Genomic DNA, 14,229 nt, shown 5'->3' with positions numbered 1-14,229 from the left:
ATATATAGTGTAAACGCATCGTCATGCTAGGTCAAGTTTCTGTGCCCAAAACACAAAAGTGAGACCTCCAGCGGTCTCACCCTTTTATTCGAACTTCTTAAATGTAAGTTCTACTTTGAATAAATCTCCATCGACTACGATGTTGATTTCTCCACCTTGTAATTCGACAAAGCTTTTCACTATAGCTAAGCCAAGTCCAGAGCCTTCTTGACTCCTTGAACTATCTCCTTGAACAAATCGATTCATTAATTGTTGTGCATCGAAATCTAATTCAATTTGTGAGATATTTCTAAAGACAATGGAAATAGTATCTGTTTCTTTTATATCGATATATACACGTGTTTGTGCCAATGCATACTTATAAATGTTTTGCAGTAAATTCTCAAATACTCGATACATTTTATTCGCATCTAGATTTGCATAAATATGTTCGTTTGATGAAGTGATTCGAATATCTAGCTGTTCTGCTCTTTCATCTTTTGTTTCCACAAGCACTTGATTTAATAAATTCACAATATCTATTTTGTCTAGATGAAGCTCAACATTTCCACTTTCTGCTTTACTTACTTCAAATAAATCTTCAATCAAACGTTTCAAACGAATAGAGTTACGATCCAACACTTCTACGTACTCTTTGGTTGTATCACTCAATTCTTCCTTCTTGAGTAAATCTACATACGAGATAATTGAAGTTAATGGGGTTTTTAAGTCATGTGATACATTTGTAATCAGTTCAGTTTTCATACGCTGCGACTTTACTTCCTCATCAACTGCCTTTTTAAATCCGTCATTGATACTTGCAAGTTGTTCGCTAATTTCATTGAATGGTTGTACATCGCCAAGTGGTGTACTTGTAAAATCACCTTGCGATACGCGTTCACTTTGATTTAATACTTTTTTATAGTTTTTCCAAATGCGATCAAATATGTGAATCATAATTAACGCAAATACGATGAATAGAAATACTGCTGGAATCATTCTTGCTCGATAATATCCAGAAGATCCATAAACCAAAATCACTAAGTTTATCACGAAAATACCAGCTATTGTAATATATCCTTTCGGAGTAAACGATAATGTGAATACCCATCGCACAAAACGAACGAGATAACTTCTTTCTTTCATATACGATGTAAAGTTCATCAATATATGTTTTAGCAAATACACAACTATTGAAACAGCAAACAGTAGCGTTGTACTTAATGCAAAACACATTACATAATACAATACACGATTATCCGACAATATTGCCGGTGCATACGAACCTTGCAACATACTTGTTGTGCATTCAGCTAATACGATGATTATGAAGGATAGAAGTATTGTAAAGCTTCCCACAACAAGTTCAAATGGTACTTTTTTTATGGCTTTATATGGTTGAATTTGAGCTACTTTTCTTTCTGGCAAAAATAGCATGATTAATGCAACAACTCCACAAGCTATGAAACCATACAACATATACAGTGAATGAGATCCATTTTCATTAAATAGATACACATCATTCCATTTGTTTGACCAATCATATCCGCTAATTCTTCCATCAATATACTGTGTTGTAAGATCGTTAGGAATAATATATGTTACTTCGAGATTTTTAACTGGCTTCATTGAATAGTTGTTTGCGACTATTTGAAAATCATCACTGATTGGATACTCATCGTATTCATATAAATGCTCAGTATATAATGAAACAATAGCGTATTCTCGATCATCCTCAAATGTACTTAGAATATGTTTTGCAACATATGAATTTGGAAACTCACCAATAACAGTCAATTGACCATCTTTATCAAACGTTAGTTTTACTGCAGTATAATCCAGCCTTGATTGTTTATCCATCTGTTTCACATTTTTGAAGTTGTACTTTTCACTATTTGTATAGCGTTCTTGTGTTTCTAAATCGATGGCTTGCACTTTCACAAATGCATCCGTTTCAAATCTAGATAGTTCTTCAGCTAACATGAACTTCTCAACTGCTGCAACATTTGCATCTTCCAAACCGATAGAACCAGTTTTTTCTAACCATACTGGCTTTTCACTTTCGTTGGGATTTAATTTTTCCTTGAATGCATATTCACTACCTAGTAATTGATTACTTGCAGAGATTATTGAATACTCATTACTTTCTTCACCAACTTTTTGAGCGATACCTGGAAACTGTGCAACATATAAAATACTACACAAGATAATTGAAATGAATAGTATTGCTTTTATTTTTTTCATAGATTTCTCCTTCTACGATTTTTCTAGTTTATAGCCAATCCCCCATACAACTTTTATATATCGTGGTTCTTTAGGGTTAATTTCGATCTTTTCACGTAAGTTACGAATATGTACCATTACAGTTTCAGTACTTATGGCTTCTTCTTTCCAAATCGATTCATAGATTTGTTCACTAGAAAACACAACATTTGGATGTTTCATAAAAAGTTCCATGATTTGCATTTCTAATGGGGTTAATCGGACGATTTCTCCATCAACAAAGAAGTTTTTCGTATCTGTATGAAGTTCTAAACCTCCAACACGATACCCATGAAATGTTTCTTCTTGATGTTTTTGATATCGATAGTAACGACGGATTTGCGCTTGCACGCGTGCAATTAATTCCATTGGAACAAATGGTTTTGTGACATAGTCATCTGCACCAATATTTAAACCAGTAATTTTATCTATATCTTCACTTTTAGCACTTAGCACAATAATTGGAAGATCATACGATTCACGTACTTTCATAATCATTGTAATTCCATCCATTACTGGCATCATGACATCTACGATAGCTAATGATACAGAATGTTCTGCTAATAGTTGAAGACCTTTCTTTCCATTTTCTGCTTTTAGAACATCATATCCTTGATTTTCTAAATAAATAGCTATTGCATTTGCAATTTCCCTTTCATCTTCAACAATGAGTACCGTATGCTTCATAAATCATCCCCCACTTCTCTCGTCCTTAATTATAAGGGATTCTTTGCCTACTGAATAGAAAACTTTTCTAAAGAATTTCTAAAGATTTGTATTTATAAGCGATTTACAACAGAAATTGCATCCATCACATTTCCATACGTATCATCATTTGTATATGGTGCACCTAATGTCACAAGTACATATTCTTGATTTTTTACTCTTAGCAATGACGCCAAACATAAGCCTGCATTGTCTGTTGTGCCTGTTTTTCCACCTAGGATTGTCTCATTGCCAATTTGCATATCCTGTAGTTTTTGTGAGAGTGTGCTACTAATCAATATTCCTTTCGGATGAGCATCACTTGGTGTACTTTGATATACATAGCTTGTAAAGATAAAACGAAAATCTTGGTTATTTAAGGCGTATCGTAGTAGTTTTGCGATATCATTTGCAGATGTATATTGATTGGGATCATCCAAACCGGTACAGTTTGTAAAATGGGTGTTCTCTAGTTGTAATTTCTTAGCTTTTGCATTCATTTTATCGACAAAATGTTCTTCTGTACCTGCAACATATTCACTAATAGTAAGTGCACATTCTGCTCCTGAAGCGAGTTGCAAACCATAAAGCAAATCTAAAACTCTTACTTCTTCATGTGCTTGAAATCCAGCGACACTTGCATTCATCTTTTGTATGTACTCAATCGTATATGGTGCTATTTTAGTTGTTGCCTGAAAATCATTAATCTCTTCCAATGCGACAAGCAAAGTCATAATTTTTGTTAGCGATGCTGGATACACTCGATGATCTCCGTCTTTACTTTCTATTGGTGTATCATTGTCAAGTTGCACAAGTGTTGCATTTGAACTTTGTAAACCATCTAACAACTCCAATGTTTGTTTTTGCCTGCCACCTTCTAGTTCTTGATTTGAAATAGCATTAATTAATTTCTGTGGTAGTTGGTTAGTCACTAGTGTCGTGACTAATAACACACTAAATAGAAAACACGTAATCGATAGCAAACGATGCTTTTTTCTCTTTCGTCTCATATATTCATACCTATTCCTTATCTGTATCTATCATATGCAATAATTCTTAAATCCAAGTGGTAGAAATTCTAAAGAAATACAAAAGAAAAGTTTAAGTATCGCGTTAGCAAGTCTGTATGCATATTTTGCATTTATATAACAATTCAACGCATCATTGACAAAAACTATACATATAGTTAATCTGTATATATAGTAAACAAGCCTTGGTAAATACATCAAAAACAATATTAATTTACAGAAAGACAAGAAAAATTGAAAGACCATATATATATGTATCCTTCAATTTTCAGAGGAGAAAACAAGTTATGAAAACAAAAATTTTCTTAATCATTATTTTATTTGCTTTGTCTTTAGTTGGATGTCAACAACAAAACAATGACGATAATATATCAAGTGATTTTTTTGTAGGAGTCATAGAAACCACACAAGCAAAAGAAGATAGTAGCATTACTTTTTATGATGAGTCTTTGAATGAATTAGGAACTAAGTATTATGATTATGCAGACCTATCATCTACTTGGGATAACCCTGTATATTTAGATAATAGTGTATTGCTTGTTCCCTTAGGTCTAATGAAGAAAGCAGATGCAAAGAAGGTTGTAAGTTTAAATGTAGAAAATCAAGAATTTACAGAATACCCAATTGATCGCGTAAATATTCTATGTTCTACGGCAGATGAAAAATATGTATATGCTGGGAGCAATCTCAATGGTGAGTGTTATATTACACGCTTTGATAAAACAACTAAGGAAATAAAAGAAGTAAAACTAGAAGAAGCAGGCGCAATGAACACACAACTTGTTGTAGATAAGGACAAACTATATGAATTTTATAATTACTCAATCGAAAAAAATGGAGAATTGATAGACCATAACGGAATACACATTTATAACGATAATTTAGAATTATTCGAAACCATTGATCTTTCTGAATATTGTGGTGGAGTTTATAAAGCGATGATTTATAATAATAAAATGTTTATTCCAAGTCAATTCAAAAGAAATGGTGAAGATGATGATCAACTCTTAATACTTGATTTAGTCTCTTATGATATAAAAACAGTTACGCTCCCATATAAAACACCTGATGATGTTTTTGAATATAAAGGTTCTCTTATTATATCTCACACCAGTATACTAGAACCAAACGGAAGTATGGTTAGTGTTTATAACCTTGAAACAGAACAAATTAGAAGCTATGATCTAAAATGTACAATTAGAAAAACAGATATTAACAACAATACTCTAATAGTATTGACAGCAGAAGATAAACTGATCACTTACGACATTGATAATAACTTCAAAAAGAATAATGAAATTCAATTAGAGTATCAATCTAAGAACACATATAAATCAAATATTTTCGTAAATCATCAAGAATAAAAAGTGATAGAAAACAACCCTCTATCACTAAAAAATAATAAAAAAAAATTAAATTAGATACGGTTTTATTAGGCAAACACAAAAAAGAAATTAAAAAAGCAACTACATTTTACTCAATGTAGCTACTTCATGGTTCTACCATGGGATATCAAACTTTACACAAAATTATTTACAGGCTCAGACTTTAAAATATCCGTGGAGTAAATGCACTCCACGGATTGTTTATAGGCACATTTTAGTAAAAACCTTACATTTTAAAAGTGTCTTCTTTCTTTAGGTTAAGCTTTACTCAAAAATTTCGGTGGTTCTCTAAAACCATACAACAAGTATTAACTTAATTTAAATGCGATTTTTTTGAACATCTCATGTTTCTTTGACATTCCAAATCATTGTATATCTTTATATCATTAAATCAATGTTCAAGTTTGCTTGTTATTTTAACTATTTTGTGCGATTTGAATTTTTGCTTTTCAAAACAATTTTTTCGTCTGAAAACTGTGAAAACTCCACGTCATGAGTAGCAATAATTATAGTCTTCCCTTCATCTCGTAGTTGCTTAAAAATACTGATGACTACTTCAGCATTTTTGTCATCCAAATTTCCAGTTGGTTCATCCGCTAGGATAATATCACTTTCTTTAAGAAGTGCTCTAGCTAAAGCAACACGTTGTTGCTCCCCTCCAGACAATGTATAAATCATTTTGTCTAGGTAATCTGATAAGCCTACACGTTCTAAAACTAGATTCATCTTCTCCGTTTTGTTTTTACTATTATCATATGATAAAGCGATTTCCAAATTATACTTAACACTCTTATTATCAACTAAAGCATAGTTTTGAAATAAATACGCGATTCTTTTCCTAAAAAGTATAGTTTTACTGCTAGTATCGACAACATCATTTTTATAATATATAACCTCTCCAGAAGATGGTTTATCAATACCTCCTATTAAATTCAGTAATGTGCTTTTTCCACTTCCAGAAACTCCATATAAAACATAGATTTTTCCTTTTTCAAATTTATATGAAAAACCTTTTAATACCTGATTTTCTCCAAAGGACTTAGATATATCTTTACATTCGACAACCATCATTAATCTCCTTTCAACACAATAGCGATAGACTTATTTTCAAGTCTATATACAACCATGCTAGTAAACAAAATATCTATTAATAGAATAATGAGCAATATAACAAAAGAATTAATTTCGTAGTTTAGAGTAATTAGTAATATAAAATTCACCACATACGAGCAAATTAACAATAGAATTAAATCGACATATCTTGAGATAAACGAGTATCCGTGCATTTTCTTTACAATATATTCTTTTCGATTCACTTCAAACATTAGAAATAAGTATTGTACAATAAGCAAAACTAGTAATGAAATATATAGCAATATCATTGTCGCTTCATATATTAGAGTTGACAATTGTAAATCAAGTATAAAAGAGCCTTCTTCTTTGGCTAATGAATAAACAAATTCATTTTCGATTCCGTACTCATGTAACATATTTTGTGCATTCTCGTAGTTTGGATCACTGCTTTTCTTGAAATATAAGTCCCCCCATGTGAAGTCATCACTCACTAAGATTGGTGATTGCTGGATATATCCTAGTTTACCTTCATCATAATTAAGATTAAAGGTGAAGATTCTTTGGTTGTCTTTAATTATAATTTCTTCGAATTCTAAAAAGTCTTTTAATCTTTCCACTCGTTTTTTATACAACATTGGATCATTTACATATTCTTCAGGTACCAAGAGATACTGTTTACTCTCATCAAGATCAATCACTTGTTTGTTATACTTATCATAAATTTCATATTTCTTCAAATAGTTATAGTTTACATCAACCCAAGCGTAACTTAGATTCAAATTATTATCATAATTACCTAAATAAATTCCGACGTACTGTTCATTTTTTTGAACATCCTTAGCAAACTTGTATATTCGTTCATTCCCCTCTTGATTTAAAAAGCCTTGAATTTCTGTACTATGTGTATAATCAGAGCACTCTTCAATAAATCCATTGAACTGAGCAGCTACTTTAATTGTATTTATAAATCCAGGTAAGGAATCAAACAGTGATATTGTTAATAAAAAAACAAAAACAACTCTCATAATCGTGTTTACATTGAGAATGAACTTAGATATTCCCTTTTTCTTTAACAATATGCTTATTCCAATTGATTTGATGTATAACAAAACTATACAATATACAACAGCGATTACAATATATTTGCATGCAACAGCAATTATTATATTTTGAAACATCGGAATATGAACGTCACTAAGTTTGGGTATATTTAGCACCGTCATAACAGCTACAATGACAACATCAATAATAACCATCAAAATTGAAGTAACTAATAAACTATCCTTCACTATTCTAAAGTTACTATATCCATTCATTTTTTTAATGGAAACATCTTTACTTTCAGTTGAAAAAACTAACAAAAGAATAACAATTGCACTACAACTAAAAATCAGCCCAAATTTAATCATTTTCATATAATTTGGATTTCTCTCCATTGTAACTTCATGATTCAAGTCTTCATCATAGGTTTCAATTATTTCAATTTGATTTGGAAAATGTTTTTGAAATTCATGGTAAAACTGTTCACGATTTTCACCAAAAACAAAATACCAACCATCTAATCGTGTATTCAACTCATTATAAAACGATCGTTTTGTTAGTTCTATGGTATTGTCAAATGTATTAATTTGTCCAACTGTTGCTATTTGTTCATTGCTGGATAAAACTGCATATTTATCAAAGTTGAAATTTGAATCTATATTATATCTTTCAAGCAATTCCTTGTTATTCAGTGCAACAAACTGATTAACTTTGTTTTCGGTACTTCCATTATTTGTTACAACACTAACATTGTATTTTTCTGCTAGTTTAACAATAAAGTCAGCATCCTGATTTGTGTATGTTTGTTCTTCATACTCATAGACCATAAATTCAAGACTTGATCCTAGTCTAGTATTCACACTTTCCTCATGAATAAATTTTTCTCTTGCGTCTATATGAATATAGAGAAAGCAGAATATCATAAATATTCCACTTAACATAAGTAAGATCTTTTTCATATGTTTCTCCAATTACCTACTTACTTGTGTGAACATGATTATATTGATTTGTGTATAAACTTACTCTCGCTGTAGTACCAGGGTCTTTGCTTTGTGTATGCTCCGATCCACAAGCATAATGATAAATCCCAGCAGTTGCATTGGCATATCTTTGATTGTGCTCCGTTATTGCAGTGCAATTTGAATCATTCGGATTTTCGTCAACATACCGATACATCATATATGAATCTGAGTAGTCTGCGTTTGTTGCAAGCACTACTGTAGGAACACACATAAATGCCAATAAGACTAAAATAATGCAGTATTTCAATTTTTTCATAATTTCTTATATGATACTTGTGAACTTTGTTTTTGTATCATACGTCTCCTTTCTTTCTTCTATTTGTTATCATATAAATAGAACTTATCTCTTAATTTTTTGTATGGCATTAGTCCATTTAAAGAAGAGTATTGCCTGGCTCTATTTATTTGTTTATAGTTGGAAAAGTTGCGTACATTAATATCAACCAAGAATACAAGATAAGGACATCGTGCTTAGAACAAACTCTAAGAAAGGTTGTTTTTGTTATGCAGTAAATGAGAACTCAATAAGTCTTGTTCATTCTTGACAACTTCATAGTTGGTCTCGTATGAATGTATATGCTTTTTCAATATCTTTATTGTTCGGATGGTTTCTAGCAATTCCTCCAATATATTTAAAGGGTCCAAATGTGTCATGTCCTCGACTGCCGTATATGCCTAGCAGTGGGATTTCACAAAGTTCGAAAAATTGTTTTATCATTTGCGTATATGATTTTCGCTTCATTCCACACGTAAACATCACAAATGCTTGTTTGATGTCTTCATGTTTATCTGCAATAAAATTTGTTAGTTGTATATTCAGCTTTCCATAAAAGATACCAGAAGCAAAGCCAATCATATCATATGCACGTAAATCTAGTGATTGTGCTTCTTTCAACTCAAAACAATCAAAAGCAAAGCGAGAAGCGACAGCTTGTACTAACTTCTTTGTATTTTGATGATGAAAAGATACATAGATTATACAAACTTTCATTTACTCAGCCTCAACTTTCTGCAACTTATTAACTGCTATCGATGGACGATCTTTAATAAACCCTTCTACATACACATAATTTCCACGTTCTAGAATATCTTGGTAAATTTGATATTCTTTTGGAAATATAGCTAAATCAAACTTGCTTGTTTCATCACTAATCACAACAAACATCATGATTTGTCCATTCTTGGTACGATGTTGTTTTGTATGTTCGATAAAGCCAATCGTTTTCACATATCCCTTTACATGTGCAAGTTCAATGAGTCCTTTTACATCTTGTGCATAGCGTGATCGAATTTGGGTGATTGGGTGTTCGCTTAAATAGAAACCAAGCACTTCTTTCTCTTTCCGTGAACGATCTCCTAGAAAATCACGCATCACAACCATTGGTGGTTTCGACACTAGAGTTAAATCTAACTGTTGTTCAATCTCATCAACTTTAACTAGCGATGCATACCGAAGAGCATCTGGTAATGTTGCACGTAATGATGCTCTTGTTTCATGGAAATCATCAAGTGCTCCTGCATCAATTAAACTTTCAATTGCTTTACTAGAAAATTTCACTGTTGAAATGCGAGCAACAAAATCAAAGAAATCTGTATACACACCATTTTTTGCACGTTCTTGTAAGAGTGCTTCACAGTTTGCACGACCGATATTCTTAATTCCCAACAATGGAAAACGAATACATTCTTGTTCAATTTCATAGGTAGATGTTGATGTGTTTACACTTGGCGGTAATATTTTAATTCCACGTTTTTTTGCTTCAAAGATGTATTCACTACTTTTTGTCTCTGAACCAATCATACTATTTAATAAAGATGTAAAGAATGAAAGTGGATATCTTGCTTTTAAATATGCCATTTGGTATGCAATAAGTCCATATGCAATTGAGTGTGAACGGTTAAATCCATAACCAGCAAACTTCAAGATTGAATCATATACCTTATGTGCAACCTTTTCACTATATCCTTTACGTAAAGAACCATCAATAAAGTCTTTCTCTAGTTTTTCTAATTCTCCTGGAATTTTCTTTGATATCGCCTTTCGAAGAATGTCTGCTTTTCCAAGTGAGAAACCTGCCATAACTTGCGTGATTTGCATAATTTGTTCCTGGTAAATCATAACCCCATACGTATTCTCTAAGATTGGTTGTATCGTTGCATCGATATAATCAATAGATTCTGGGTGCTGACGATTTTCTAAATACAATGGAATATTCTCCATTGGTCCTGGTCTAAATAAAGCAATCGTTGCTGCAATTTCCTCAAAGTTTTTTACTTGCATTTTATGTAATAAACTTTTCATCCCTTCACTTTCCAATTGGAAAACACCAACAGTATCTACAGCTTGTAGAAGTTGGAATGTTTCTTTATCATCAAGTGGAATGGATTTGATATCTAAATCATGCCCATGTTCTTTAATATGTGCAACAACCTCATCGATAATTGTAAGGTTTCTTAATCCTAAGAAATCAATTTTTATCAATCCTAGTTCCTCTAGATATTCCATAGAATACTGTGTTGAGTATAAATCTTCTTCCACCGCAATTAATGGACATACACTCGAAATGGGTTTATCACTTAAAACAATCCCACCAGCATGAGTTGAGGTATGTCGAGGAAGTCCCTCGAGTTTTCGTGCAATTGCAAATAAACGTCGAAATTCCTTTTTCGCTTGAATAACTTGAGCGAACTTTTTATTTTGTGCATATACCGTATCTAGATTTATTTTAAGTACGTTTGGCACCATTTTACATAACATATCCACATCGCTTAAAGGGATTGCTAAAACACGCCCTACGTCTCGTAAAACTTGTTTTGTGGCAAGCGTTCCATAGGTTGTAATATGGGCTACTCGCTCTTTTCCATAACGTTTAGCAACATAAGCAATCACTTCATCTCTTTTATTATCTGGAAAATCAATATCGATATCTGGCATAGAAATACGTTCTGGATTTAAGAAACGTTCAAACAGTAATCCGTATGTTAATGGATCAACTTCAGTAATTCCTAAGCAATACGACACCAGTGAACCAGCTGCACTACCTCTTCCAGGTCCGACATATATTCCTTGCATTTTCGCATAGCGTACAAAGTCATAGACAATTAAAAAGTAATCAGCAAATCCCATTCGCTCAATAACATCTAGTTCATGATGCAAGCGTTCCACATACTTTTGACTAACTTGATTGTTTCTACGTTTTTGTAGACCTAAGCGACATAATTCACGAAGATATGTTGCTGAATCTACCCCCTTATTATTCTCATACACAGGTAAACTTGCTTTAGGAAAATTCATCTTCACATTACATGATGCAGCAATTTCTTCTGCTTTCATTAAATCATCAACATCATATAATCGTTCCATTTCCTGACTTGAACGGAAATAGCGATCTTGTTCGATGCTAAGTGTTTTATCATATATCGTACGTTGTTGACCAATTGCATTTACAACTTGATATGCTTCAAAGTCCTCTTTTTTTGCATAATATATTTTTGATAAAGCAAATGTATCAATCTTTAAGCGACGTGCAATATTTTTCAACACTTCATTTTGTTTCTTTAAAAACAAAGAATCATTCATTGCAATCGCAATATAAAACTCAACAAAACTATGTTTGAAAAGTTTTAATATTTCTTCTAATTCACTTTTGTCTTCATAGCTATTTAACTTGCGTAAATCATCATTGTTACCTGCACTACAAATAATCAAATCACGATCAAAAGTGCGTACTGTTTCAACAGTTAGTGGTTCATCCACTGTATTAATATGTGAGGATAAAGCCAACAAAGATTGAAATCCAATATCTGTTTTTGCATAAGCAAGTAACTGGATGTGTTGTTCATTGATAAGTACTTCAAATTCCAAACCGAAAATTGGTTTTATGTTCGCTTTCGTACAAGCATGAAAAAACGCCATTGCACCATGCATTACATTACGATCACATAAGGCAATTGCATCCATTTGTTCTGTTTTAGCTAGAGCAACAATGTCTTGAATTTTTAATGTACTTTCAAGTAGTGTATAACAACTACGTGTATGTAAATGTACAGCCACAACAACACCCCTTCTTTCTGTATAAGTATAGCATATTTGTATACATAATAGATTTGAAATGAAATACAAGTCACAAAAAAATGACACCAATCTAGATATAAAAAATACAATATAAACATAAACATTTCCATGTATATTACTTGAGTAATTCCGACAGGTGACGTATAATAATTAAAAGTTAACTACATATAACTTAATAGGAGGTATATATGAAATTAGTATTAGTACGACACGGAGAAAGTGTTTGGAACAAAGAGAATTTATTTACTGGTTGGACAGATGTTGATTTATCTCCAACAGGTATTGAAGAAGCCAGAAATGGTGGTAAACTACTAAAAGAAGCAGGTTATGATTTCGATGTTGCCTATACATCATATTTAAAACGTGCCATTCATACATTAAATTATGTACTTGAACAATTGGATCGTGAATGGTTACCTGTATACAAATCATGGAAATTAAATGAACGTCACTATGGTGCACTACAAGGATTAAACAAAGCAGAAACTGCTGAAAAATATGGTGAAGATCAAGTTAAAATATGGCGTCGTTCGTTTGGAACACCACCACCTGCTTTAGAAGCAACTGACACAAGAAACCCTGCACTTCAGGAACAATATCGTTATGAAAACAAAGCTGAACTACCACTTACTGAAAGTTTAGCAACAACTATTGAACGCGTAATCCCTTATTACGAAGCAGAAATTGTTCCACAAATGAAAGCTGGAAAACGTGTATTAATTGCTGCACATGGTAACTCACTGCGTGCATTGGTAAAATATCTAGATCATATGTCAGATGAGGAAATTGTAAATGTAAATATTCCGACTGGGGTTCCTCTTGTCTATGAATTCGATGAAAACTTCAAGGTAACAAATAAATACTACCTAGGAGACCAAGATGCATTGAAAGCAAAAATGGAAGCAGTCGCAAACCAAGGGAAAGCAAAAGCATAATACGTAAATGAAAAGACATCGCGCGATGTCTTTTTTTGTGTGACGGGCAGTCATGCATATAGTCCTCAAACTGCAATGGAAATTGGCAAAGTAAAAAGTAGAACTAGTCAAAAGTTGAAGGAGAGGATATTCTCTATGAGGTGAAAGACCTCTAACAACAAAGGGTGCAGCCATGTTGTATAGTGAAGTTTAGTGCGGTATCGTGAGGTACTGTGCCAAGGAAATGGATGGTGCGTCTCAAAAGGGTGCAACGGACAAATTGACAGGCGTGAATATATCAAGGTGATGTGGCATGAGTAAGGTGATGACCTCGCGAAAAAGTTGGGAAATCCCATGTGTGATGAGAAAGACTGCAAGCACTCAAAACGACCGCTTGTGTGTAAACCCACTGCATGTCAATAAGAGAATGTATGATGACCCCGTGAGATCTACATCTTTTAATGGGTAGTTAAGTATAAGCGTAGCGAAATCTTAACATACAGATGTAGAAGTCAGACACTTTCATAGTAGGAATGAAGTTATAGAAATATAATGGACCAAAGGGAAGTGACCTCATGAACTCGTAGTACATGTCGTAGTGATGATGGTAAATGTTGAGAAACCAAAAAGGTAGTAACTCAAGAAGATAAATCACTACAGAAGAAAGGAGATAGACAGTATATGAATGAACCATTAAAACTAAAGTTATTTTCAGTGTATGGAAGGCTCATGAACAAACAAGTG

Annotated in this window: 10 protein-coding genes; 2 read left to right on the top strand and 8 right to left on the bottom strand. The window is 32.6% G+C overall.

The genetic code is table 11. From position 1 onward, the window contains the following. Nucleotides 1–84: 84 nt before the first annotated feature. The 3 genes from EDD63_RS08730 to EDD63_RS08720 form a co-directional block, all read right to left on the bottom strand. On the bottom strand, nt 85–2,223 hold the full coding sequence (locus tag EDD63_RS08730) for a sensor histidine kinase (protein ID WP_134170527.1): 2,139 nt from the start codon (nt 2,221–2,223) through the stop codon (nt 85–87). Between the two features lie 12 nt (nt 2,224–2,235). Further along, nucleotides 2,236–2,928 carry a response regulator transcription factor gene (locus EDD63_RS08725; RefSeq protein ID WP_134170525.1) on the bottom strand — a complete coding sequence of 231 codons (693 nt, stop codon included), beginning with the start codon at nt 2,926–2,928 and terminating at the stop codon, nt 2,236–2,238. 92 nt (nt 2,929–3,020) lie between these two features. Then, entirely contained in the window at nt 3,021–3,956 is a 936-nt protein-coding gene (locus EDD63_RS08720; protein WP_134170523.1) for a D-alanyl-D-alanine carboxypeptidase family protein, read from the bottom strand. Between the two features lie 305 nt (nt 3,957–4,261). On the opposite strand from EDD63_RS08720, the gene EDD63_RS08715 reads away from it, so the two are divergent. Next, the gene (locus tag EDD63_RS08715) at nt 4,262–5,338 is read left to right on the top strand and encodes a hypothetical protein (RefSeq protein WP_134170521.1); all 1,077 of its coding nucleotides are present in this window, start codon (nt 4,262–4,264) and stop codon (nt 5,336–5,338) included. A gap of 441 nt (nt 5,339–5,779) precedes the next feature. Here the strand turns inward: EDD63_RS08715 and EDD63_RS08710 are convergent, their stop codons facing one another. The 5 genes from EDD63_RS08710 to dnaE all read right to left on the bottom strand — a co-directional run bounded on the left by EDD63_RS08710 (nt 5,780) and on the right by dnaE (nt 12,550). Further along, nucleotides 5,780–6,430 (bottom strand): ATP-binding cassette domain-containing protein, encoded by a 651-nt coding sequence (locus tag EDD63_RS08710; protein ID WP_208318314.1) that lies wholly within the window; start codon nt 6,428–6,430, stop codon nt 5,780–5,782. Then, nucleotides 6,430–8,334 (bottom strand): DUF1430 domain-containing protein, encoded by a 1,905-nt coding sequence (locus EDD63_RS08705; RefSeq protein ID WP_166667597.1) that lies wholly within the window; start codon nt 8,332–8,334, stop codon nt 6,430–6,432. Before EDD63_RS08705 ends, EDD63_RS08710 begins: the two co-directional genes overlap by 1 nt. A 115-nt stretch (nt 8,335–8,449) precedes the next feature. Further along, on the bottom strand, nt 8,450–8,752 hold the full coding sequence (locus EDD63_RS08700; protein WP_134170517.1) for a hypothetical protein: 303 nt from the start codon (nt 8,750–8,752) through the stop codon (nt 8,450–8,452). A gap of 294 nt (nt 8,753–9,046) precedes the next feature. Beyond that, complete coding sequence (locus EDD63_RS08695; RefSeq protein ID WP_134170515.1) at nt 9,047–9,487, bottom strand: flavodoxin domain-containing protein; 441 nt, start codon at nt 9,485–9,487, stop codon at nt 9,047–9,049. Next, nucleotides 9,488–12,550 carry a DNA polymerase III subunit alpha gene (gene dnaE / locus EDD63_RS08690; RefSeq protein WP_134170513.1) on the bottom strand — a complete coding sequence of 1,021 codons (3,063 nt, stop codon included), beginning with the start codon at nt 12,548–12,550 and terminating at the stop codon, nt 9,488–9,490. Nucleotides 12,551–12,759: 209 nt separating this feature from the next. Here dnaE and gpmA point away from each other — a divergent pair, with 209 nt between their 5' ends. After that, on the top strand, nt 12,760–13,506 hold the full coding sequence (gene gpmA, locus EDD63_RS08685; RefSeq protein WP_134170511.1) for a 2,3-diphosphoglycerate-dependent phosphoglycerate mutase: 747 nt from the start codon (nt 12,760–12,762) through the stop codon (nt 13,504–13,506). Nucleotides 13,507–14,229 lie beyond the last annotated feature (723 nt).

Source organism: Breznakia blatticola (genome assembly GCF_004365815.1).
GTDB classification, from domain to species: Bacteria; Bacillota_I; Bacilli_A; order Erysipelotrichales; family Erysipelotrichaceae; genus Breznakia; species Breznakia blatticola.
The sequence above is the reverse complement of the archived record's forward strand: the minus strand, read 5'-3'. Positions and strand labels throughout refer to the sequence as shown.

Excerpts from the sequence above, each read along its gene's own strand:
- gpmA (WP_134170511.1), top strand. The coding sequence starts at position 12,760 with ATGAAATTAGTATTAGTACGACACGGAGAAAGTGTTTGGAACAAAGAG.
- EDD63_RS08700 (WP_134170517.1), bottom strand. The coding sequence starts at position 8,752 with ATGAAAAAATTGAAATACTGCATTATTTTAGTCTTATTGGCATTTATG.
- EDD63_RS08695 (WP_134170515.1), bottom strand. The coding sequence starts at position 9,487 with ATGAAAGTTTGTATAATCTATGTATCTTTTCATCATCAAAATACAAAG.
- EDD63_RS08725 (WP_134170525.1), bottom strand. The coding sequence starts at position 2,928 with ATGAAGCATACGGTACTCATTGTTGAAGATGAAAGGGAAATTGCAAAT.
- EDD63_RS08720 (WP_134170523.1), bottom strand. The coding sequence starts at position 3,956 with ATGAGACGAAAGAGAAAAAAGCATCGTTTGCTATCGATTACGTGTTTT.
- EDD63_RS08730 (WP_134170527.1), bottom strand. The coding sequence starts at position 2,223 with ATGAAAAAAATAAAAGCAATACTATTCATTTCAATTATCTTGTGTAGT.
- EDD63_RS08710 (WP_208318314.1), bottom strand. The coding sequence starts at position 6,430 with ATGATGGTTGTCGAATGTAAAGATATATCTAAGTCCTTTGGAGAAAAT.
- EDD63_RS08715 (WP_134170521.1), top strand. The coding sequence starts at position 4,262 with ATGAAAACAAAAATTTTCTTAATCATTATTTTATTTGCTTTGTCTTTA.